Origin of the sequence: Pseudomonas onubensis (genome assembly GCF_965653655.1) — a bacterium.
GTDB lineage: Bacteria > Pseudomonadota > Gammaproteobacteria > Pseudomonadales > Pseudomonadaceae > Aquipseudomonas.
The window spans coordinates 24,018-45,985 of the sequence record NZ_CBFHAZ010000038.1; the positions used below are offsets into that span (position 1 = coordinate 24,018).

The 21,968-nt window shown below is 55.7% G+C and carries 19 protein-coding genes and 1 tRNA gene; 11 read left to right on the forward strand and 9 right to left on the reverse strand.

Features of this window, described 5'->3' with window-relative positions; translation table 11 throughout:
• Positions 1–30: 30 nt before the first annotated feature.
• The 4 genes from ACTD9P_RS14725 to ACTD9P_RS14740 form a co-directional block, all read right to left on the reverse strand.
• A complete protein-coding gene (locus tag ACTD9P_RS14725) occupies positions 31–1,140 on the reverse strand; it encodes an S-adenosylmethionine:tRNA ribosyltransferase-isomerase (RefSeq protein WP_438868229.1) in 1,110 nt (369 codons plus the stop codon).
• Between the two features lie 48 nt (positions 1,141–1,188).
• Positions 1,189–2,133: an ABC transporter ATP-binding protein gene (locus tag ACTD9P_RS14730; RefSeq protein WP_438868230.1), complete on the reverse strand. Its 945-nt coding sequence runs from the start codon at positions 2,131–2,133 to the stop codon at positions 1,189–1,191.
• Between the two features lie 15 nt (positions 2,134–2,148).
• Entirely contained in the window at positions 2,149–2,934 is a 786-nt protein-coding gene (locus ACTD9P_RS14735; protein ID WP_438868231.1) for an ABC transporter permease, read from the reverse strand.
• A gap of 145 nt (positions 2,935–3,079) precedes the next feature.
• The gene (locus ACTD9P_RS14740) at positions 3,080–3,727 is read right to left on the reverse strand and encodes an ABC transporter permease (protein ID WP_438868232.1); all 648 of its coding nucleotides are present in this window, start codon (positions 3,725–3,727) and stop codon (positions 3,080–3,082) included.
• A 54-nt stretch (positions 3,728–3,781) separates the two neighbouring features.
• Here ACTD9P_RS14740 and ACTD9P_RS14745 point away from each other — a divergent pair, with 54 nt between their 5' ends.
• The 9 genes from ACTD9P_RS14745 to ACTD9P_RS14785 all read left to right on the forward strand — a co-directional run bounded on the left by ACTD9P_RS14745 (position 3,782) and on the right by ACTD9P_RS14785 (position 15,636).
• Complete coding sequence (locus ACTD9P_RS14745; protein ID WP_438868233.1) at positions 3,782–4,906, forward strand: nucleotidyltransferase domain-containing protein; 1,125 nt, start codon at positions 3,782–3,784, stop codon at positions 4,904–4,906.
• 35 nt (positions 4,907–4,941) lie between these two features.
• Entirely contained in the window at positions 4,942–5,688 is a 747-nt protein-coding gene (locus ACTD9P_RS14750; protein ID WP_438868234.1) for a phosphocholine cytidylyltransferase family protein, read from the forward strand.
• Between the two features lie 48 nt (positions 5,689–5,736).
• The gene (locus ACTD9P_RS14755) at positions 5,737–7,458 is read left to right on the forward strand and encodes an NHL repeat-containing protein (protein ID WP_438868235.1); all 1,722 of its coding nucleotides are present in this window, start codon (positions 5,737–5,739) and stop codon (positions 7,456–7,458) included.
• An 18-nt stretch (positions 7,459–7,476) separates the two neighbouring features.
• On the forward strand, positions 7,477–9,816 hold the full coding sequence (locus ACTD9P_RS14760; protein ID WP_438868236.1) for a PEP-utilizing enzyme: 2,340 nt from the start codon (positions 7,477–7,479) through the stop codon (positions 9,814–9,816).
• A 62-nt stretch (positions 9,817–9,878) separates the two neighbouring features.
• A complete protein-coding gene (locus tag ACTD9P_RS14765; RefSeq protein WP_438868253.1) occupies positions 9,879–10,439 on the forward strand; it encodes a gamma-glutamyl-gamma-aminobutyrate hydrolase family protein in 561 nt (186 codons plus the stop codon).
• Between the two features lie 132 nt (positions 10,440–10,571).
• Positions 10,572–10,658: transfer RNA gene (locus ACTD9P_RS14770), tRNA-Leu, on the forward strand.
• 376 nt (positions 10,659–11,034) lie between these two features.
• The gene (locus ACTD9P_RS14775) at positions 11,035–13,866 is read left to right on the forward strand and encodes a xanthine dehydrogenase family protein molybdopterin-binding subunit (protein ID WP_438868237.1); all 2,832 of its coding nucleotides are present in this window, start codon (positions 11,035–11,037) and stop codon (positions 13,864–13,866) included.
• Positions 13,859–14,398 (forward strand): (2Fe-2S)-binding protein, encoded by a 540-nt coding sequence (locus ACTD9P_RS14780; protein ID WP_138817807.1) that lies wholly within the window; start codon positions 13,859–13,861, stop codon positions 14,396–14,398. Before ACTD9P_RS14775 ends, ACTD9P_RS14780 begins: the two co-directional genes overlap by 8 nt.
• Before the next feature lie 2 nt (positions 14,399–14,400).
• On the forward strand, positions 14,401–15,636 hold the full coding sequence (locus tag ACTD9P_RS14785) for a c-type cytochrome (protein WP_438868238.1): 1,236 nt from the start codon (positions 14,401–14,403) through the stop codon (positions 15,634–15,636).
• Between the two features lie 65 nt (positions 15,637–15,701).
• Here the strand turns inward: ACTD9P_RS14785 and ACTD9P_RS14790 are convergent, their stop codons facing one another.
• Positions 15,702–15,983, reverse strand: a complete 282-nt coding sequence (locus ACTD9P_RS14790; protein WP_438868239.1) for a hypothetical protein — start codon at positions 15,981–15,983, stop codon at positions 15,702–15,704.
• Between the two features lie 183 nt (positions 15,984–16,166).
• Between ACTD9P_RS14790 and ACTD9P_RS14795 the strand changes: the two genes are divergently transcribed.
• A complete protein-coding gene (locus ACTD9P_RS14795; RefSeq protein ID WP_438868240.1) occupies positions 16,167–16,625 on the forward strand; it encodes a GFA family protein in 459 nt (152 codons plus the stop codon).
• 2 nt (positions 16,626–16,627) lie between these two features.
• Here ACTD9P_RS14795 and ACTD9P_RS14800 read toward each other — a convergent pair whose 3' ends face one another.
• Positions 16,628–17,155 (reverse strand): DinB family protein, encoded by a 528-nt coding sequence (locus tag ACTD9P_RS14800; protein WP_438868241.1) that lies wholly within the window; start codon positions 17,153–17,155, stop codon positions 16,628–16,630.
• A gap of 122 nt (positions 17,156–17,277) precedes the next feature.
• On the opposite strand from ACTD9P_RS14800, the gene ACTD9P_RS14805 reads away from it, so the two are divergent.
• Positions 17,278–17,991: a tellurite resistance TerB family protein gene (locus ACTD9P_RS14805; RefSeq protein WP_438868242.1), complete on the forward strand. Its 714-nt coding sequence runs from the start codon at positions 17,278–17,280 to the stop codon at positions 17,989–17,991.
• Here the strand turns inward: ACTD9P_RS14805 and ACTD9P_RS14810 are convergent.
• From ACTD9P_RS14810 to mgtA, 3 genes are all read right to left on the reverse strand, one after another.
• On the reverse strand, positions 17,988–18,809 hold the full coding sequence (locus tag ACTD9P_RS14810; RefSeq protein WP_200432129.1) for a PA4824 family protein: 822 nt from the start codon (positions 18,807–18,809) through the stop codon (positions 17,988–17,990). The genes ACTD9P_RS14805 and ACTD9P_RS14810 overlap by 4 nt on opposite strands.
• An 18-nt stretch (positions 18,810–18,827) precedes the next feature.
• Positions 18,828–19,175 (reverse strand): DUF2493 domain-containing protein, encoded by a 348-nt coding sequence (locus tag ACTD9P_RS14815; protein WP_058420367.1) that lies wholly within the window; start codon positions 19,173–19,175, stop codon positions 18,828–18,830.
• Between the two features lie 65 nt (positions 19,176–19,240).
• A complete protein-coding gene (gene mgtA / locus ACTD9P_RS14820) occupies positions 19,241–21,955 on the reverse strand; it encodes a magnesium-translocating P-type ATPase (protein WP_438868243.1) in 2,715 nt (904 codons plus the stop codon).
• Positions 21,956–21,968: the final 13 nt, after the last annotated feature.

The following is a 21,968-nucleotide window of genomic DNA, read 5'->3' on the forward strand; positions in this document are numbered from 1 at the left end:
CCGCTTGAGTAGCTAACTGCCATGCAGTGATTACAAGGTGGTGTCCCAAGACAGCGGGTCGAAGTCACCCAAAATCAACATCGAGTCGCCGTGGATACCAAATCGCATTTCAGACTTCGCAGCCTGTTCGCACGCTTCGATGACAAGCTCGCGCCCTCCAAATGCACAGGCCATGATGACGTGAGTGCCCATGGGGTTGTGCAGGTTAGTAAGTAATGAAGAGCAATATTTAAACTTGAAACCTGGCGAGATAAATATGTCTGTACGTTTTGTTTCGGCGACTGGGGGCAAGGCAAGGCTTTCCAATACCCGTGCTCCGCTCGTACCGATGCTTACAATTCGCTTTCTTTGGTTTGACGCTGACTTCAGTTGTTCAATCGAGGCGTCAGGTATAACGTACTCTTCGGCATTCATTCGATAGTCTGACAGGTTGGTATCGGGCTTTGATTGTTGCCAGCTGAAACACATAGCGAGTGAAAAATCTAATGTCGTAATTCCACGCTCCCGATACCCTTGATACATCTCGCCGGTTATCCGCCTGGCAGGTTCCGAAACATGCACAGCATTGTTTATAACCGTATTTTCGGGATTCAGTTTTTTTACGTCGAGTTTATTAAGGTCGGTATACCATGGGTGCATGAGTTTGCCACGTCCCGCCAAAACCTCCGCCAGTTCGGCCGGGCTTTGTTCAATTGTGACCAGCCCCCGAAAGCCAACATACCTGTCCCGTTCGATCCAATAGGGGCCATCAAAGTCTTGTGTTTTTCCGAGGATCTCTCCAGAAATCGAACCGTCCGCCAAGGTAAACTTGCCGAGTGTGGGGGGCCAGGATTCAGCGAGGATTACCACATCCCACAACAGACTTGTTGTCTGTGGTGAGTCGAGCATGAGAAAACACACATCAATCTCTAACCCAGTATGGGTCGTGCCGTTGAGCCGGGAAGGGCCCATGCCCACATTATTGACCGCGAGTACATCGGAGTCGTCGAAATAACTACCCACATTGCTGAACGTATCCTCGATGATCGTTTGTTTGCGGGCGTCTACCACTAACAACCTGACCTGTTCTGCACTTCTGTGTTCACCTTTGAACGAATCGGGCGTCGCACTGAAATTGTACTGCGAGAAAGTATCGCTCATGTTCTGTCCTTGATAGCTGATGGTGGTGAGGGTGGCTCGGTTTATCGCTTAAATTGACATTCCTCTGGGGCCTAACAAGTGCAGGTACACCTCTTCTAGGTTTGGCTTGGATGTATTAAGCACTGTGACCCCTTGTGAAACCAAAAAAAGCAATATCGTTTTTACCGCTGCCGAATTTGAAAGGTGGGCGCGATAGTGCCCGACCTGTATTTCATCTAATGTCGTAACGTCGGCCATGCTTCGAAGGTGGGCTGCGGTGATGGGGGTGCCGACAAAGTCAATACGGTTGGCGACGAATAGAGTATTAACCAGGCTCGCGGGACTTTCGACGGTTAATAAAACTCCCTGATTGATAAACACAACTTCGTCGCACACCGATTCTGCTTCGGCCATGTCATGTGTCGTCAGTAATATTGTTATCCCGCTCCTTTTGAGCTCATGCACGATGGTACGGAATTCACGCGCGGCCACCGGGTCCATGCCCAGTGTGGGCTCATCTAAAAATAACAATTCGGGCTGGCCGATCAATCCACGTGCAAGGTGTAACCTCTGCTTCATGCCGCGTGAATAGGTGTTGCATTTGGAGTCGCCGACATCCATGAGCCCAAATTTATCGAGCAGCGTATCGACCGTATGCTTTCGCTTGCGTCCATAGAGCCCGTAGAGTGCAGCCCAAAACAGTAGATTTTCTTTGCCTGATAAATGTGGGTACAGCCCCCGATCGCCCCCCAGTACCAGACCGATTTTAGTTCTGATTTTTGCGCTTTCAGTTTTAAGGTCGTGCCCCAGGACGCAAGCAGTTCCACTGGTTGGCGACAGAATGGTGGCCAGGACTTTAGTCAGGGTGGTTTTGCCAGCTCCGTTTGGCCCAAGCAGGCCTTTGGTTTCTCCACGTTTTACGCCAAGGTTCAAACCATGGATGCCGCGGGGAAGGCCGAGCTTGCTGGATTTTGCATACACCCGGGTCAGCAACTTTGTATTAATGGCGTCCATGGTGTGTCCCTTTGATTATAGCGACCCGACGTCGCCGACTTTCCTACCGTAGGAGTTAATTGCCAGATACATCAAATAGCTTGCTAATAACCACACACAACCGGTGCCCAGCTCAAGTGCAATGTGCTGCGCTATAACCGATGTGGGCGCGTTCGCGTAAACAGCTCTAATGGCTTCCAGCCCGTGAACCAGAGGAAATAGCTGCACGTAGGTTACGAGCGGTTCGGGCCAAAAGGTAATGGGCACACTCACGCCGCAAAATGTCATAAATATGATGTGTGCTAAGTTGCTGAGTATAATTCTTAGTCGGTAGTAAACAGTTGCAATTACTCCAATGCTTAGTGCCAGGGCATAGACACTTGCGCACGTGATGGCGAGGCACACGGCCAGCAGCAGAACCCGGTCGAACGCTGGATATACATCAAACAGCACTCCGAGCATGATAAAGGCCATCAAGGTCGTAGCCAGGCCGTTTATTAACCATACACTGGTGCGTCCGAGCATTACGCCCCAAATATTGGTGGGCGCTCCCATCAATAATACATACGTACCATCTATGCGTTCCCATGTAGCAGCGGCGATTGTCCACGTGATAGCGATTGGACCCGCCAGCGTAGCGTTGCCAATTAACAAATAGGTCGTCGTCTCATTGGACCCGAGCAATTTCCCAAGGAAAATCCAGACTGAAGCATTAGCGAGGATTCGAACGGACCAGCCAAATATCCAGGTAGGCGCTGTCCAGGCGCGTGAGAAATCAGAGACGCCTATCTTGAATCCAGCACGGATGGCCGCCCCAATCATTCGAGCCCCTTACTGCCGTCAACTAGATACTGGGTACGGCGCCTGTACATAACGCAAGCCAGCGCACCACTTATCAACGCAATAACCACGAGCGCGAAGAGGTTTTCTTTGTAACTGCTCGGCAGTTCGGCTGCATAGCACATCCTTAACAAGTCGCTGGCCCATGATAGGAATACCAACGGTGAAAAAAATTGATCCAGTCAGGCAGGTAAGTGGTAGGGACCAATATGCCCCCGACTAAAAATAGCGGGCCACTGATAACATTCTGATAGGTTCTGGGCGTCACGGTTGTGCTCAGCGCGGCACTGAGCAACAGGCCGTGATGAGCGGCACATAAAAGTGTCAACATAAGTGTCAGAAAGAATACTGCCGGATGCTGGATTGGAATATTCAAATCAAACACAGTGCTTGCGAGGGTATGGCTCTCGATAAGCCCGATGAGGCTGATGATCGAAATGACCACTGAACGTAGGTAGACGACGACCACATAGCTAGAGGGGGCTGCGAGGTGAAGTTCAAGTAAGCCAGCTTCATATTCATTGTATAGAATGTCCCCAGCGACAAACAGGATCATCTGTGTGACAGTCATCAAAAATGACGCGATCAGCGCGTAAGGCGCTAAATCCGCTCTTCCTGCGTTCAATAATATTGCCAGAGATGCGAGCGAATAAAGGGGTATCACCAGAATCGGCATGAGCTCTTCGATATTTGCCAATGCCGACTGTATTTGTAGTCGAGCCACCGCCGAGGCCATAGATACTTTCGACACTAATGAGGTAAGGCCACGACTCATGCGAATATCCATATAGGCCATCGATTCCGAGGCTGCCAAATCTAAAGGTGTTTAATGAATGCAGCTAATATTTTTAATTCATATGCTAATAAGGTATTGCATCGCCGCTTTCTGCACCACCGTGTAAAGAATAACCATAGATCAAAATATTCTTTCAATCTCAGGTTGCCAGTCGGTAGTGTGCTGTTGCTGCTGTCAAACCACATCAAGAATGGATACGTGATGAACAATCTTTCGGCACTTCGGGATGCACTTGCATTTAATAATATTGATAGCGCCAATGTCGTTCCGTTGATTGCCATCACAGAGCACACCCCAATAGTTTTGTTTGTTGGTTCTTTGCAACAAGGTTTCGGAACGCCCACATCGGACATTGATTTTTTAGTCGTTTATCCGCACGGTTGCAGTATTGTTGGGCTTGAAAGCCCATCCGTTGATGGCGCCGACTATCTGGTTGATATTTCAGCCGAAGGGGATTCTTCTTTTCCAACGGATTATTCACTGATCATCAATCGCCGCACGATCGAAAATTATAAGGTTCAGCTGACGTTGACGACGGCGACGCACATCGAGGCCATTCAACGCGTCGTGTCTGAACGCAATCAAAGTATCCTTCGCAGGGTCAATGGTGTGGCGTCGGAGCGGCAGCGTCGAGGGAAAATGCTTGACCGCCCAGCACAACTTTTGCTTCACCGTTTTTACACCGGGCTGGCATTGCAAAATGCGGAGGCGCTGCAGGTGATTCGAAATAAAGTTCCGTATCAGGTATTTATCGACAATATAGGTATACGTGAAACGTCCGCCGTACGCAGTTGGATTTCAGATGTTCATGGGTTGGCAGAGGCCAATGTTCCTTGCAAGAGAGAAACACTGGTTTTTATCACCTATCGCGTCTTGATTCATCTCAGTTCACTCGTGTTGTCTTCTGTAGGTGAAATCGCCCCGCAGGAAAAACTGCTTTTCCGTTTATTGGATCGCCATCGACAAACGATAGGCGCCGGAATTGTCGATACGTTGTTGACGGCTGCCAACGATGTTGGGGCGGTGGTCGACTCAGGTACCGATAAAATTATCGAGTTGGCCACCCAGCTCCCTCTGCTGCTCTCAGGTCTGAGCCCGTTGGTTAAACAGGAAATTGTTGATTGGGAGCAGGAGACGACCTTTAAGAAATTTGAATGACGCTTACATAACGTTGGATTTTGAAAGGATTCTGCATGCGGGCAATCATACTGGCTGCGGGGAGAGGGGCGCGGATGGGTCAGCTGACAAGCATCTTGCCTAAACCGTTAACGCTCTACTATGGAGAAACGCTTCTGGCCCGTGCTGTCAGGCATCTGAGACTGGCCGGCATTGATCGTATTGCCGTTGTAACAGGCTACAGGCAGGAACACCTGGCAAGTTATGGTACTGATCATTTTCACAACCCCGACTGGGCCGAAACCGGAATATTCTGGTCATGCCAGCAGGCGGATAGCTGGTTGAAGGCCCATGAGTGTTTGGTTGTTTACGCAGACATAGTTTTTACGCATATGGATATCCTCAGGCTTTGTAGCGATAACCATCCCATCGCACTCGGATATGATTCAAACGGCGTGGCGCTTTGGCAACAGCGCTTTGCTGATCCCTTGGAGGACATTGAGAGATTAAAACTTAGTGACGATGGCACCTTATGTGTTATTGGAGGTAAGCCTCACGATGTCAGTGAAGTCGAGGGTCAGTGGACCGGTATTTTCAAAACTACCCCAGAGGGCTGGGGCCGGCTCTTATCGGCAGCAAAGACTTTTCCTGAGTCGGAGCGTAAGCAACTGGATATGACGTCTTTATTCGGTGCAGCTATAGACGCCGGAGAGCATCTTTACGCTATTTCTTTCATTCACCCTTGGGGGGAAATCGACCGAGCCGAGGATCTGGAGGTCATGCATCGCCTTTATGATGAATGTGCATTCTTTGATAAGCCATAACGTAATCGCCAGGTGGCAGTATTGCACCGTGCTGAGGAACTGGATGCCATGCCGGAAGTGCGTTTGAACTGGGAGTATGGGTTGTCGTACAACCCTGATCGCGAGGTGGGAAGTAAGACACAGTTGGAGCTTAAAAAATCAGTAGCGTTGGGCCGATATATTGTCGCTCTGAATGAGAAATCCACGTTTATCAAGATATACGACCGTCAGCTCAGGCCGATTTTTAGTTGGCGTACAAAGCAGATTATTATTGATATTTTTTTAGCGGATAATATGCACTTATGTATTTTGACGGCTGAAAGAATATTGTTGGTCAACACGTGCTTTAGAACAATCAATATACTTGACCTTCCTGTCGGTGTGGTGCCGATACTGGGTTGCCCGTTTGAAACCGGTCATATCGCCCTGGTCCATGATGGCGGTATTCTGGCCATCAACACCCAGTCGGGCGTCAGCGCACGTCTGGCTGTTGCTTCAATGGCGTTTAAGCAGGTGACAGGTATTGATTATCACCGTGAAAAGAAAGTGTTTGGGGTAACACACGCGGCTGATAATGTTGCATTCTTGGTCTCGCCTCATGGAGAACGAGCTACTAAAGTTTTAGGTGGAGGTTTTAGTGAAGGCTCCACACAGTTGATATTACATTCCCCGCGCGGTGGTTATTTTCGAGGGGATGAGTTTTGGGTGGCCGATGCCAATAATAATCGACTGACGTGTTTTAACCTCACGCACGGCAAGATCACACAGGTGTCTATGCTTCGCGCGCGCTACGATGCGCGAAGGATCGATGCGCTATGGCGGCCGACGTCTGTCTGCAGCGTTGATAATAATGGATTACTTATTTGTGATAGCAAAAACAGAAGATTGTTGATAGTCGAGCCAGACGGTGAGCTTCGACACATGTCTTCTGCACCTGTGGTTCTAGAGAGGAAGTTAAACCTGCCGAGAGGTCTCACCGTTATCGGAGATAAACTGCTGATTGCCGACAGTCATAATAACCGTCTGCTTGAACTGAACATTAAAGATGGCGTTGAAGTGGCGACTGTTGATGGGGAAATACCCTGGCCCAGGCAGGTAGTCGATATTGCCGGTGCACGTTATGTTGTGAGCGCCTTGCTACCTTATATTCCTCGGTTACCGGGGGGCGCTGCGTCGGCTTCTACCTCTGCCGCCACTGATGAAATCGCCGCAGGATACGCACTAGCGGACCCCCATCAGTTGGTGGTCGATCCGATACATGGCTGTATCGTCGTGGACTCAGGAAATGCCCAAATTCTTGTTTTCAAACAACCGACGGATTCCGGAATCATAATAAGTGAAGTCAACAATGTGCCATTTGGAGACCCACACTCCGCAGACTTTACGTATGAGGGGGGAGTGGCTATAGCCGACACTCGAAATAACCGTTTACTATTTTCAGACAAAACGCTGAGGCGTTGGAGCGTCCTCAGAGAAGTGCATACTGCACTGAGGCGATTCACTATCAGGCAGCCGCGGTTCATTACAAAAGAGAGGGACGGCAGATACTTGTTTATTGACACTGGTTCAAGATCGGTATACTGCATTGATGTTACTGGATTTGTTTTCTGGTCCGTCGGGGCGCCTGAAGATTTGTCTGATGCCAGACTCGGGAGTTACTACTTCTGGCAGGACACTCTTTTTCACGATCCGCGATGGGTCATATCACCGAGAGAAGGTCTGTTAATTGTTGCAGATACGGGCAATAGTAGAATTGTGTCTTTATCGCTGCACGCGCACTCAATAAATTAAATCAGCGAGGCCCTGGAAGTGGATAGTTTAACTGTCTTGGAGGCACCTATTTTATTCGCTTCTAAAGCGCAGACACTCGATTATATTTCACGTGTGTTATACGGCGTCCGAGTACTCCCGATGGTGTATTTTACGGTGCGCGAGTGGGCGAGTGAACCCGATCTTGTACTGCAACGTGTGCGCTTGAGTTTTGGCGTAGAACGCTTACTGATCGTCCGGTCAAGTTCCGTATTTGAAGACACATCGTCATCATCGATGGCGGGTTGCTTTCGCAGTATCCTTGATGTTCAGGGAAACGCAGCGCTGCGAGCTGCGATAGAAGAGGTTATTGCCTCGTACGGTCACTATGCTTGCAGTACTAATGAAGTACTGATTCAGCCCATGGCCAATTCAATACGTGTCAGCGGTGTGATTACAACACCGAAGCGCTCAGACAGCCCTCAATACTGGGTGGCAAGTACGTCGACGGTGTCGACGTTTGATGTTACCAGCGGCAGTAATGTAAACGCGAACGCCGTGTTTACACGGGGTTATCGTCCGGACAAATCGCATATCCTAGGCTTGGTTTTTGAGATGGCCGATACCATTTGCACCTTGTTCGCAGAGGCATCACTGGATATCGAGTTTGGCGTTGACTCACATGGGCCGATTTTATTTCAGGTCCGGCCATTGGTCGAGAAGCACACGTGGACGACGGCTGCCAGCAGCGAAGGGCAGAAGGCGTTGGATCAGGCGAGCCTTGATGTAATGCACGCGTCTGCTGTGTACCCTCAGGAAAAAATCGCCTTCGGCGTGATGCCCGACTGGAACCCGGCTGAGATGATAGGGATAAAACCCAGGCCGTTAAGCTTTGATCTGTATTGCCTATTCATGACCGATTCCAGCTGGGCACAAGGGCGTACAAAGTTGGGCTACAGGGACCTCAGCTCGCGTAAATTAATGCATCAGTTCGCGGGCAGCCCCTACATAGATTTGAATGCCAGTTTGCTGTCGTTGCTTCCAGCTTCACTTTCCGACGACACGGCGCGCTCCATCGTTTTAAATTGCTTGAAGACACTTGAGCGAGCGCCTCATTTGCATGACAAGGTCGAGTTTGCATTGGTTCCAAACGTACTCACGCCTTTAATGATCTCTGATCCATGCAACAGTACCTTGGGCGTCGTTGATTGGCAGCACCGGTCCTCTTTGGTAGAGGCCCTACGGTTGATAAATTCTAATATATTTGATGCTGAAAGTGAGGTTGATCGCGCGATATTAGCGGTCAAGGGTTATCAGTCGATGTTGGAGGGGCTGAATGCTGGAGGCATCAATCTGGGCATTGAAGGCGTCGTAACCTTTGTCCAAAAAAATATTTCCTGGCGATTTAGTTTGATCGCACGTGCGGCCTTTGCGGCGACTGCAATTCTACGTGAGCTGGAACGGCTCGGATGCGTCCCCTCTGGTTTTTTTGATCGATTTATCTCACGCATTGAATCTATTTCTCACGCATTGGCTACCGACCATGTGGAAATGGGAGGCGAAAAATTTCTGCTGCGTTACGGTCACGTGCGCCCAGGAACTTACGATATTCGTAACTTCAGCTACAAAGAAGGTTACGAGCGTTATTTTGTCCTAGCCAACCCGCAAAGATCGGCACCACCGTCGGTGACGTCCAACGCTTGCGACAAGCCTGTGGACTCTTCAACATTGCATAACATTTTGCGGAGCATAGGGATTGAATTGCCATGGCCCGATTTTTTGGCCAAGTGTGCGGAAATGATAAAGCAGCGCGAATTCTCAAAATATATTTACAGCGGCTTCGTTTCCCATTCGTTAGATTGGATATTGCAATGGGGCAGGGGGTTTGGGTTAGACAGAGAGCAGATATCCTATCTGCAAGTCTCGGACATTATCGCTGCAGGTGAGCGTGCGTCAATGAGACCCTGGCTGATGGAGCGCATAGCGGCAAACAAGTTGCTGTGGGAGCATAACTCGAGCGTGCGCGCACCCTACTTATTATTTCGGCCTTCTGATTTATATGGGTTTGAGGAGTTTATTTCTCAACCTAGTTTTATTACCAAGGGCGAGGTTAAAGCACCCGCTGTCCAACTTGGCGTTGTCCATGGTACTGAGGTGATAGAGCTGTCTGGGCGGATTGTGCTAATAGAATCAGCCGACCCTGGCTACGACTGGATCTTTGCCCGAGGGATAGCGGGCTTTGTAACCGCTTTTGGTGGGGAGAATTCTCACATGGCAATCCGCGCAAGGGAGTTCGAGCTCCCGGCGGTGATCGGAGTGGGGGAAAGTAAGTATCGATGGCTCACTAGCGCTTCCTTTATACATATAGACTGTAGCGAGTTAAAAGTAGAACCGTGCTAATGAAAATGCTATGTATCACCATGCGCGAGGCATCGCCTGATCCTTTTGGGTATACCTATGACATGCTTGATCTGCAGTGGTATACGTTCTTTCAGCACCTCAATATCCTGTGTGTGCCACTCCCGAATGTATCCCGGGTTGTGGCGAGTTACCTCGACAGTATAAAACCCTCGGCGGTAGTTTTGAGCGGGGGAGGCGATCCTTATTGCCTTTCAGGTATCACCACTGAACGCGACAGGACTGAGAGGGCGGCCGTGAATTGGTGCGCATCTAATAGCGTCCCCGTTATCGGTGTCTGCCGTGGCATGCAAGTACTTTTATCATTGCACGGTGTTCGCTTGGTTCCAGTTGAACAGCATGTCGATTTGGATCACTTGGTGTTTGGAAGTACCAGTCGCAGCGTCAATTCTTACCATCGGTACGGAGCATACGAGGCGGGGGATTTTGAAATTTTGTCGACAAGTTCCGACGGCGTAGTTGAACAGATACAGGACTGTAGTCGCCTGCATTTTGGAATGATGTGGCATCCCGAACGAAATAGTCCTCCACATCCGCAAGACTTGGAACAGTTCGCGGCATGGATTCAACTCGCTGTCGCTGTCAGGCACCAAAGCCAGGGCTGATGTCGAAGACGCTTTGTAGGCTACTGATCTATCGAACTTTTTTCGCCTAGTACGCGTGCGGAAAACCGTGCTTTCAGCTTGCATCAAGACGCCTGGGTCTATATATTCCCAACCCTGCAACACCGCGCTACCGCCCGAATGGCGAAACTGGTAGACGCATGGGACTTAAAATCCCCCGCTCGTAAGGGCGTCCCGGTTCGATTCCGGGTTCGGGCACCATAGATATCAAGGGCTTGCATGATTCTTCATGCGAGCCCTTTTTCGTTTGTGCTCCCCAAAATTAGAAAACTCCACCGCTCGTTTTGTCGGCATGACCTGTTTGCCGATCCCTTTGCGTGTGTAGCCATCCTGACATTCCCCTGATCCTTCGCGACCTTTGCTTTTACTCAGAGCAAAGCGGCAACGCGTTGATTCTTTGCTCGGTTTTTGTAACAGATTGTTTGCGGCAAGCGCAGAAACCTATAAAGTTAACCTTTCGGTCAGCTTTGCACTGTCAATTCAAGCCTTTTGCTTCCGGCGAAAGCGCTCCTGCAAGGATCGAGATCCCCAGTACATAACTAAAAGGGCGGACCCATAACCGCCCAGAGGATGATCCATGTCCAACCGTGATATCTCCCGGCGCTCGTTCCTTCAGGGCGGGCTGGTGGCGGGTGTGAGCGTGACGCTTACACCGCTCAGCAGCCAGGCGCTGGCTGCCTTGATGGAAAACAGTGTGACCGTGCCGTCCGAGCAATGGCTCGGTAACAACGGCAAGGCGCGCTCGCGTAACGACGCCTTGTCCAAGGTCTGCGGGAGCAAGGTCTTTGCCCGCGACATCCGCGCCAAGGACATGCCGGGCTGGCCGCAGCAGCAGGGCCATGCCATGTTGCTGAAAACAACCAAGGCCGATCGCATTTACGCCGGCTACGATTTGTCGTGGCTTGGTGCCGACTTGCAACCTGACCGCATCGTCACTGCCGCCGACCTGGACAAGGACGGTATCGTCTTCCCGGAAGAACACGCGCCGGATCCGCTGCTGCCGGAAGGCAAGGTGCCGATGTTCATCGGGCACCCTGTGGCGATCCTGATCTGGAACGACTTCGAGCGTTTCCGTCAGGCCAAGGCCAAACTCAAATTCAATGACAAAGCCATCCGTTACGGCGCCCAGGTGCCGTACTACGAACGTGATCCGTACGGCAGCTTCCGCTACGTGCGCGTCGGCGGTGCGACCTCGGCGGACGAAGATGAGTTTGCCAGTCTCAAGGATTCGATCCTGTTTCCCATGCTGAAAAACCGTCGCCCAGTGTGGAATTCCCAGCCGGACCTGCACGGCAACCTGACCGAGCGCGGGCTGTTTTACGCCGACCGGATGCAGCAGCAAATCGACGCGCCGCCAGACAACTGGCTGGTGTTCGACGAGCGCTACAAAACCCCGTCGATTGAACCGGCGGCGATGGAGCCGGACAACGGCAATGGCTGGTACGACCCGGCCACCAAGACTTTGCACTTTGTGGTCGCGACCCAGTGCCCGCTGGAAGCCGCCACCGACACCGCGAAGATGATCGCGCCATCGCGCTTCGGCCTGGCGAACCTGAACATGCACCCGGGTTACACCGTCGGTTACGGCTCCAAGGACCACAACATTTTTGTCTACTACGCAGCCCTCGCCGCGTTGTACGGCGCCGGTGTCCCGGTGCGCCTGGCTAACGACCGCTATGAGCAGTTCCAGAGCGGCATCAAGCGTCACCCGTTCGACATCCGCTACCAATTGGCGGTGGACAAAAACGATCACAGTTTCCAGATTTTTCGCGCCGAGATGAACGTCGATGGCGGCGGGCGGATCAACTACAGCCCTTCGGTGGCGGCGGTTGGGGCCACGGCGGCGCAGTCGATCTACTACATGCCGCAGAACGATTTGCAGGTCACGGCCTACCATTCCCGCGCGGTTGAAGCGGGTTCGATGCGCGGTTACGGCACCCTGCAAAGCATGGCCTCGACTGAGATGATGGTCGACGAAATCGCCGGGCGTCTGGGCATCGACGCCATCGACCTGCGCAAGAAAAACGCCATGCTCTCGGGCATGAAAAACACCCAGGGCGCGGTGCCTGCCGGGGCGTTGCGCTTACACGAGATTCTCGACAAAGCGGCTGCCCACGACATTTGGAAAAACCGCGACCAGATCAAAAAGACCCGCGAAGCCGCTGACCCGGATAACTGGTATGGCGTGGGTTTTGCCATCTGCCAAAAAGACTTCGGCACCGGTTCCGAGGCGCCAATGGCCAGCATCGAGTTCACCGCCGAAGGCCACGTGACGTTGCGCCATATCGGCATTGAAATCGGCACCGGCATGTCCACCTCGCAAGCCTTGGTGGTGGCGGATTTCATTGGCATCCCGGCCACGCAAGTGAAGACCGGCGAAACCGAATGGCAAGAGTTGCAACTGATCACGGGCGGCAACCCTTACGTCATGAGCCAGGCCGAACAGGATGGTTTTCTGCGTAACCCGCGTTGGGTCGGCAAATTGGCGTCGGCCTCGTCGGCGACCAACTCGGCGTACTACTTCAGCCACGCCACCCGTGAAGCCTCCCGGGTGCTGTTCAACCACGGCTTGTGGCCGGCAGCGTTGCAGATCTGGGGCCAAGGCCCTTACGGCGGCCAGGCCAACCCGTACGTGGTGCGCCGCGAAGACGCGCATTGGGTTGACGGCAAGCTCACCGCCAACGGCATGCAGCCGCTGAGTTTTGCGCAATTGGCCAAACACGCCCACGAAAAAGGCTTGGTAACCGGCGCCACCGTGCACGGCTTCAACCGTTGGAGCTGGGCCGAGGCCGACTACAGCATCGACGGCGTGCGCGAGCGCCTGCCGCTGGACGGTCTGGCCGTGAAGTACGGCGACGGCGCGCCAAACGCGAAGAAAGCCCAGATGACCAGCAACGGTTTCCACCTGCTGGATCGCCAGAACGTCCACTACCCGGACACCCAGTTGAACAACGCGGCGGTGACTTACTACAGCCCGGTCGCGACGCTGGTGGAATTGAAAGTGAGCAAGGGCTCCGCCGACGTGCAAGTGCTCAGCCATCACTCGTGGGTCGAGTGCGGTCGGGTGCTGGTGGAAGAACTGGTCAAGGGCCAGCTTGAAGGCGGGATCGCCATGGGCATTGGCCATGCGTTGATGGAAGAGATGCCGCTGTACGAAGGCGGGCCGGGGGAGGGCGACTGGAACTTCAACCGTTACCGTCTGCCGATGGCTCGACACGTTGCGGTGTGGAACCAGACGGCTGAAATCCTGCCGCCGCTGTCGCCGAGCGACCCGTCCAAGGGCATTGCCGAAGTGGTGATGATCCCGATTGTCGGCGCCATCGGTAACGCCGTGGCCCACGCCATCGGCAAACGTGTCCGCGACCTGCCAATCACTTCTGCGCGCATCAAGGAGGCCCTCAATGGCTAACCGTCCGTTTCAACTGACCCTCAACGGTCAATCCGTCGGCCCGGTGGACATCCCTGATGACCTGCCGATGATCGACTACCTGCACGAATACAAAAACCTCACCGGCTCGCGGCTCGGCTGCGGCCAGGGCATCTGCCACGCCTGTGTGGTGATCGTCGACAACCCGGACGGCACCAGCGAAGAAGTACGCACCTGCATCACGGGGGCACACTATTTCGAAGGCAAAAAAGTCCGCACCATCGAAGGCCACGCGACTCGCGACGAGCAGGGCAAAGTCACTGAGCTGAACCCGATCCAGCAGCGCTTCGTCGATGAATTCGCCTTCCAGTGCAGCTACTGCGCGCCGGGGTTCGTCAATGCCGCGACTGTGCTGGTGGAGAAACTGCAGCGTCAGCCGATCGTCAAAAGTCAGCTGGAAAAGGTCATCGAGGACAGCCTCGGCCACCACATCTGCCGTTGCACCGGCTACGTGCGTTACTACAACGCGACCCGCAACGTGCTGACCGATCTCGGCCTGGTCAAGGAGGGTTAAGCATGAAGCAACTACTTTCCCGCCTTGCGCTGGCGGTTGGCCTGGCTGCGCCTATGTTGTTGGCGCACGCGGACGATCAAGTCAAACGCGGCGAATACCTCGCGCGTGCCGCCGACTGCATGGCCTGCCACACCGCACCGGGTGGCGCGCCGTTTGCGGGCGGTCTGCCGATTGTCTCGCCGTTCGGCACCATTTATGGCACCAACATCACTCCGAGCAAAGAGCACGGCATTGGCCTGTACACCGATGACGAATTCTTCGCCGCGCTCACCGAAGGCAAACGCCGGGATGGCGCGAATCTGTACCCGGCGATGCCGTACACCTCGTACCACCTGATGCCCCGTGCAGATTCGGACGCGATTCATGCGTACCTGAAAACCGTCGAGCCCATCGAGCGTGCGGCGCCGGTTACCCGCCTGAGCTTTCCGTTCAACGTGCGTCTGGGCCTGATGGGCTGGAACATGCTCTACGGCAAGGATGTGAAACTTGCCCCGACCGAGGGCAAAAGTGAAGCATTCCAGCGTGGCCAATACATGGTCGAGGTGCTCGGCCACTGCGGCGAATGCCACACGCCTCGGGGCTTGCCCGGCGCAATGCAGCAGGATAAACGCCTGACCGGCGGCCTGCTCAATGGCTATCTGGCACCCAGCCTGTTGGCCAATGACCTGGCCGCTCGCGGCTGGAATCATCAGGACCTGAGCACCTTTCTCAAGCACGGCATGAGTGCCCAGGGCACGATGTTCAACGAGATGTTCCCGGTGTTCCACAACAGCACCCAGGGCCTTAGCGATCCGGACCTGGCCGCCATGGCGACCTTTCTGCTGGGCGATCAACCACCGGTGGCCAAGGTGCTGAGCGAGACTTCGCTGGACGCCATGAGCCCAAGCGCCCAGCGCGGCCGCCAGGACTACCTGAACGTGTGCGCCGGTTGCCACGCGCCGAACGGCGAGGGCAAGCCGCACATCGCGGTGGCCATGCGCGGCAACACCACATTGCGCCTGGAAGATCCGCGCAACCTGTTGCGGGTGATCGAGGACGGCATCGGCGAGCAGCAATTCACTGGGTTCGAACGCATGCAACCGATGCCGGGTTTTGCCGACAAGCTCAATCACCAACAACTGACCGACCTGCTCAACTATCTGCGCCAGGGTTGGGGCGGTCAGTCGGGTGAGCTGGCGGTCAGCGACGTGCATAAGCTTAAGGCCGATGCGCCCCCCACCGAGCACAAGGCACACTGACGTGCAGCATCTGTTGCAGGATGCCGATGGGGGCCGGGTGAGTTTGTTTTGGAAACCTGTACAGGTCAGACAAATGGCTGCCCGCTGAAACCCCGTGGCAGACGCTGCAACCCTGGCAGGTCGGTGAGGCGTTGTGTCCAGGCACTGCGCCAGTCAACGGCGGTATGGGCTTTGGCCTGGCGCGCAGAGCGGCGGGCGGCATTGCGCTGGGTGCGGCGCGCTTCTTTGTAGGCGTCGGTATTGCGGCAGGTGCGGCATTTTACTCGGTTCAGCTCGGTGCTGGACGTGAGGTTGGTGCCGTGATGGCCGCAAGCCAAATGCCCGGCGACCTTGAAGTGAGTGACCATGTAAGCGTCTCCTTCTTATGGGGGTACGCGCGGCCATAAAGCAGCGGCGGCGCGTGGGCAGGGCGCGGGCAAACAACCCGAGCCCTCAGGGTTGTGACCTCGCCCGCGGCGCGGCGTTCGGTTTTATTCCACGGCGGGTTCACGCTACCCTGTGGAGCCAACAATCATTAAAAGGAGTGAGTGATGAGCGTCGAAACCTTGCCGCTGGAAGGCAGTTGCCGTTGTAACCGGGTGCGTTTCAGTGTGAGTTTGCCGCCGGTGATCACCATGGCGTGCCATTGCAGCGGCTGCCAGAAGATGACCGCCAGCGCGTTTTCCCTTAGCGCATTGATTCCGGCCGCTGGCTTTACCGTGATTCAAGGTTGCCCGGTGATGGGGGGCTTGCACGGCGTGGACCGCCATTATTGCTGCCCGCACTGCATGAGCTGGTTGTTTACACGCCCCCATGGCATCGATGAGTTCGTCAACGTGCGCGCCACCTTGCTGGATAACGCCCGCGACTACGTGCCGTTCATGGAAACCTGGACCAGCGAAAAACTGCCGTGGGCCGCCACGCCGGCGGTCGAAAGCTTTGCGCAGTTGCCCGAGCCGCAGGACTTCCCGCGCTTGATGCAGGCTTACGCCACGTTCAGTGCCGGCTGAGTTCAATCAATCAGGGCCAGCAGGTCGGTATCACCGACGTCCACGCCCGCCTGGGTCAGCAACGTAGTTGCCTGGCCCCGGTGGTGAGTCTGGTGGTTGAAAAAATGCACCAACAGCGCGAAGAACGGCTTGTGGTGCGCCACGCCGCGCATGTTGTGGTACTGCAAGCGCTGGTCCAGATCGGGCTCGCGCAGGCTGTTGGCCCAGTCGATGATCAACTGGTCCAGCCAGGCGCGGCGGGCCGCCAGTTCGCGCAGATCGGCGAAAGCCAGTTGCCTCAAGTCAGAGGGCATGGCAATCGACGTTAATGGCGCCAACTGGGCAAAGCCTGCCGGGTGCTCGGCAAATCGCTTGAGCCATACCGTATCACCCAGCGTCAGGTGGTTCAGTGTGCCAAGGATCGAGCCGAAGAAAGCCTGTCGATCCGCCGTCAACTCTGCGTCTGTAAGCCGGCCTGCGGCGTCATAGACCTTGCGGTTCATCCACTGGTTGTAGCGGGCCATCAACGTAATGTGCTCAAGACGGTTCACGTGGTTTCTCCTTCAACGTGGTGAGCCCATCATAAGGCGTGCCCGCCCGGCGGTCTTGGTGTTCCTGCGGTAGCGGGCTATGGTTGTTGAACGCTAATACTACGCTGCGGGAGAGTGACACCATGAATACCAGCAATTTACTTGAACAGCTGCTGCGCGCCAGCCAGCAAGGCGGCTCAGGCGGTGTGCAGGGCGGTGGGCTGGGTGGCCTGGGTGGTTTGCTGGGAGGTTTGTTGAACAGCTCCGGCAGCGGCAGCAACGCTGCGGCAGGTGGTGGGCTGGGTGGTTTGTTAGGTGGTCTGGGCGGATTGTTGGGCGGTGCGCCCGCCAGCGGCACTTCCCAAACACGCTCCGGCGGGATGAACTATGCGGCATTGGCCTCCTTGGGGATGGCGGCTTTCCAGGCGTACCAGGCCTGGCAACGCCAGCAGGCCAGCGCACCGCAGCAAGCCATCCAGACGGTTGACCAGCTTGACGGGCAGGAAGCTGAGGCCCATAGCCATGCGGTGTTACGCGCTCTGATTGCGGCAGCCAAAGCCGATGGCAGGATTGATGAAAACGAGCAGCAAATGATCTCAACCGAGATAGGCCGCCATACCGATGAGCCGCAGTTGAAGCAATGGCTCGACGACGAAGTCGCCAAACCGCTGAATGCCGCCGATTTCGCCGAATATGCCGCTGATCCAGGGTTGGCGACCGAGGTCTACCTGGCCAGCTTGATGATGGTCAATGACCAGGCGCCAAAAGAACGCAGCTACCTGGACGATCTGGCGGCGCAGTTGCAACTCGCACCAGAGTTGCAACTGCACCTGGAGCAGCAAGTTAAAAAAGCTTAAAACCGCACAGTTGCGCCGGTGGTCAGCCATTGGTTGTGATCACCGGTAAGGCTCTGCCCAACCACCACATCCACATCCACCAGCTTGCCCACATGGAAGCGCGGCCCAGCCTGCCACGCCTGGTCACCGCCTTCCTGGCCATAGCGTTCACCGATCAGCGTGAGCGCGTCTGCCAACTGGTACTCAAAACCGGTGCCCCAAGTGAGCCGGTGGTTTTGCTCGCCGCCGTTGTAGGCATGGGTCCAGCCGCCATTGAGGCTCAGGCGCAATGCCTGCACCGGTTGCCAGGTCAACGGCACATTAAAGTCCGCGCCGTCGAATGCATGCTGGCGGTCCAGGGCAAAGTGGCTGGTGGCAGACACCGCGATTTGCAGCCCCAATGCTTCTTGCGACCACACTTGGGCTTTTACCTGCGGGCTGATCTGCGTCTCGGCTTCACCTGCATTGCTGGCGCGCGACAGTGCTGCGCTCCATTCCACGGCAGGTAGCGCGCTGAAGGTACACGCCGGGTTAAGCGTCTGGTTATGAATATTGCCTTGATGCCGGTTGGCGGTGTACCAGGCGTCGACGCTGCACTCGCCCGGATCGTTGATCCCGCCGTCGTCGACCACATAGGAACCGCCGGCCGCCTGGGCTTTGGAAAACAGTGCGATGAGTAAGATAAGGCCCAGTGTAGTACCGATAAAGATCAGGTTACGTTGCAGCGCACGGCGTTTGGCCGGTGGCAGCAGCAACAGGGTATGGCGAGCGCCCCGGTAGTGACGTTCGCGGTATTTGGCAAACCCGTCCGGACGCTGTGGGCTGTGTTTTTTGTGCATGATGCACCTCGCTTGAATTCAGCTTTCTACGGTCAGCACCGAAATGCCGCTGGCTTTGGCCTGGCAGACCAGCTCCGAGGTGTCGTCACCACCCGGCAGGGCGATAATCACGTCGGGGCGGCTGTCGGCGAGCATGAAATGGTTGCGCTGGCGTTCGGCCTGCTTGCCGTGGCGTTGCCAGTTGGGCGGGTAGCGCACCACGTCGATGCGCATTTCCCGCGCCCATTCCTCGATGTCGCTGCCGAGGAACTGGTTGCCGCCGTGTATCAAAACCTGCACGGGGCGCAGGCGGTGGTAGGCGTCCAGCACTTGGCGGGACTTTTTGGTGTCAGCGTAATGACGACCTGCACAGATAAGCACGCGCATAGTCAGGGTCCTTGTGATGCACGGTGGCGGCCGGGCGACCGCCACCGTTTAAACGGCGGGGGTGATCAGTACCACTGCTTGAAGCGGCGGATGTAGATCGTTTTCATCAGTTGTGCCACGCAGCAGTAGGCGAGCAGGGTGCCGACCAGCCATGGGAAGTACGCCAGCGGCAACGGTTCCAGGCCGACCAGGCTGCCCAGCGGCGAGAACGGTACGTAGATCCCCAGCCCGATGACGATGGCGGTCATCATCAACACCGGCCAGGCGGCCGTGCTCTGGAAGAACGGGATCTTGCGGGTGCGCAACATGTGCACCACCAGGGTTTGCGAGAGCAGGCCCTCGATAAACCAGCCGGACTGGAACAGTGTCTGCATTTCCACACTGTTGGCGCTGAACACGTACCACATCAGCGCAAAGGTGGTGATGTCGAAGATCGACGAGGTCGGCCCGATCCAGATCATGAAGCGGCCGATGTTCTTCGCATCCCACTTGCGCGGTTTGGCCAGGTATTCCTTGTCCATCTTGTCCCACGGCAAAGCCAGCTGGGAGATGTCGTACATCAGGTTTTGCAGCAGCAGGTGAATCGCCAGCATCGGCATGAACGGGATGAACGCACTGGCCACCAGCACCGAGAACACGTTGCCGAAGTTGGAGCTGGCGGTCATGTTCAGGTACTTCATGATGTTGCCGAAGGTTTCGCGGCCCTTGAGCACGCCTTCTTCCAGCACCATCAGGCTCTTTTCCAGCAGGATGATATCGGCCGATTCCTTGGCGATATCGGTGCCGCTGTCTACCGAGATACCCACGTCGGCATCACGCAGCGCCGGGGCGTCGTTGATGCCGTCGCCGAGGAAGCCCACGGTGTGGCCGTTGGCTTGCAGGGCCTTGAGTACGCGGGATTTCTGCAGCGGCGTGAGCTTGGCGAACACTGTGCGCTCTTCCACACGGCGCAGCAGCGTGGCGTCGTCCATCGCTTCGATTTCCACGCCCAGCAGCGGCTGGCCGGGTTCGAGGCCGACTTGGCGGCAGATCTTGCTGGTGACCACTGCGTTGTCGCCGGTCAACACTTTTACCGCTACGCCGATCTGTTGCAGCGCGGCAATCGCCGGGCCTGCGGTTTCCTTGGGTGGATCAAGGAAGGTCAGGAAGCCCTGGATCACCAGGTTGCGCTCATCGGCGGTGGTGTACTGCTGGCGCGCCATGGATTTAGGGATATTGCGCGTCGCCACCACGAGGACGCGGAAGCCGTCCTCGTTATAGTCGTTGGCCAATGCCAACAGTTTTTCGCGGCGTTGATCATCCAGCGGCACGGCGGTGCCACCTTCGAGCATGTGCGTGGAGATGCTCAACATCTCTTCCACGGCGCCCTTGCACACCAGCAATTGGTCGCCGGCCGTGTCGCGCACCACAATCGACAGGCGCCGGCGCACAAAATCAAATGGCAGTTCATCGACCTTGCTGTAGGCCAGCGGCAACTGGAACTTGGGGTTCTGCTCCGAGAACTGCACCACGGCCTGGTCCATCAGGTTTTTCATGCCGCTCTGGTGGAAGCTGTTGAGCCAGGCCAGGGACAGCACTGCGTCATCACGCTGGCCGAAGGCGTTGACGTGATGCTCCAGGATGATCTTGTCCTGGGTCAGGGTGCCGGTCTTATCGGTGCACAGCACGTCCATCGAACCGAAGTTCTGGATCGCATTGAGGCGCTTGACCACCACTTTGCGCTTGGCCATGGCCGTGGCGCCCTTGGCCAGGTTGGCGCTGACGATCATCGGCAGCATTTCCGGGGTCAGGCCCACGGCAACCGCCAGGGCGAACAGGAACGCATCGCCCCAGTCACCTTTGGAGAAGCCGTTGAGGAAGAACACGATCGGCACCATCACCAGCATGAAACGGATCAACAGCCAGCTGACGCTGTTCACGCCACGGTCGAAGGCGGTTTGCACGCGGGAGCCGACAATCGCCTTGGCCAGGGAACCGAAGTAAGTGCGCGGCCCGGTGGCAACCACCACGGCCCTGGCGCGGCCGCTGACCACGTTGGTGCCCATAAAGCAGATGTTCGGCAGGTCCAGCAGGTTGCCTTGGTCGGCCGCCAGTGTAGAGGCGGATTTTTGCGTGACATCGCCGAGGGTGTCGTACTTCTCCACCGGCAAGGCTTCGCCGGTCAGCACGGCCTGGCTGATAAACAGGTCGCGGGACTCGATCAGGCGGATATCGGCCGGGATCATGTCGCCGGCAGACAGCTGCACGATGTCACCGGCGACCAGGTCGCGCATCGGCACTTCGCGCAGGATCGGCTGGCTGCCGACTTGCTCGCGGCGCAGCACCGTTGCGGTGGTGCGCACCATGGCTTTGAGGGCTTCGGCGGATTTGGCTGAGCGGTGCTCCTGCCAGAAACGCAGCAGGCTGCTGAGCAGGACCATGGTCATGATGATGATGACCTTGGTCAAATCCACTTCTTCACCGGCCTGCAATGGCAACCAGTAGTCAGTGACAAAGCTGATCCCGGCGAGGGTCAACAGTACGTAGATGAACGGGTTGTTCAGTGCCTGCAGGAACTGGATGATGGCGTGAGGTGGCTTGTCGTGGGCCACTTCGTTGTAGCCTTCGCGTTGCAGACGTGCCGAGGCGTCCAGTTCGGTCAGGCCGTCCTGGGTGGCACGTACATTGGCGAGGGTGGCCGACAGGCCGTTCTGGGCTTCACGGGCGGCACGCATCGACAGTTTGGTGTCGGGTGCGGTGCCATTTTTCTTGTGCAGAGGCGTGTTTTTTACGGCGCTCATTGTCTGTACTCCT

Bases quoted from the DNA above. Each gene is read 5' to 3' on its own strand.
- ACTD9P_RS14745 (WP_438868233.1), top strand. From the start codon at position 3,782: ATGAATGCAGCTAATATTTTTAATTCATATGCTAATAAGGTATTGCAT.
- ACTD9P_RS14785 (WP_438868238.1), top strand. From the start codon at position 14,401: ATGAAGCAACTACTTTCCCGCCTTGCGCTGGCGGTTGGCCTGGCTGCG.
- mgtA (WP_438868243.1), bottom strand. From the start codon at position 21,955: ATGAGCGCCGTAAAAAACACGCCTCTGCACAAGAAAAATGGCACCGCA.
- ACTD9P_RS14730 (WP_438868230.1), bottom strand. From the start codon at position 2,133: ATGGACGCCATTAATACAAAGTTGCTGACCCGGGTGTATGCAAAATCC.
- ACTD9P_RS14775 (WP_438868237.1), top strand. From the start codon at position 11,035: ATGTCCAACCGTGATATCTCCCGGCGCTCGTTCCTTCAGGGCGGGCTG.
- ACTD9P_RS14810 (WP_200432129.1), bottom strand. From the start codon at position 18,809: ATGCACAAAAAACACAGCCCACAGCGTCCGGACGGGTTTGCCAAATAC.
- ACTD9P_RS14815 (WP_058420367.1), bottom strand. From the start codon at position 19,175: ATGCGCGTGCTTATCTGTGCAGGTCGTCATTACGCTGACACCAAAAAG.
- ACTD9P_RS14750 (WP_438868234.1), top strand. From the start codon at position 4,942: ATGCGGGCAATCATACTGGCTGCGGGGAGAGGGGCGCGGATGGGTCAG.
- ACTD9P_RS14790 (WP_438868239.1), bottom strand. From the start codon at position 15,983: ATGGTCACTCACTTCAAGGTCGCCGGGCATTTGGCTTGCGGCCATCAC.
- ACTD9P_RS14795 (WP_438868240.1), top strand. From the start codon at position 16,167: ATGAGCGTCGAAACCTTGCCGCTGGAAGGCAGTTGCCGTTGTAACCGG.
- ACTD9P_RS14740 (WP_438868232.1), bottom strand. From the start codon at position 3,727: ATGAGTCGTGGCCTTACCTCATTAGTGTCGAAAGTATCTATGGCCTCG.
- ACTD9P_RS14765 (WP_438868253.1), top strand. From the start codon at position 9,879: ATGCTTGATCTGCAGTGGTATACGTTCTTTCAGCACCTCAATATCCTG.
- ACTD9P_RS14780 (WP_138817807.1), top strand. From the start codon at position 13,859: ATGGCTAACCGTCCGTTTCAACTGACCCTCAACGGTCAATCCGTCGGC.
- ACTD9P_RS14805 (WP_438868242.1), top strand. From the start codon at position 17,278: ATGAATACCAGCAATTTACTTGAACAGCTGCTGCGCGCCAGCCAGCAA.
- ACTD9P_RS14725 (WP_438868229.1), bottom strand. From the start codon at position 1,140: ATGAGCGATACTTTCTCGCAGTACAATTTCAGTGCGACGCCCGATTCG.
- ACTD9P_RS14735 (WP_438868231.1), bottom strand. From the start codon at position 2,934: ATGATTGGGGCGGCCATCCGTGCTGGATTCAAGATAGGCGTCTCTGAT.
- ACTD9P_RS14755 (WP_438868235.1), top strand. From the start codon at position 5,737: ATGCCGGAAGTGCGTTTGAACTGGGAGTATGGGTTGTCGTACAACCCT.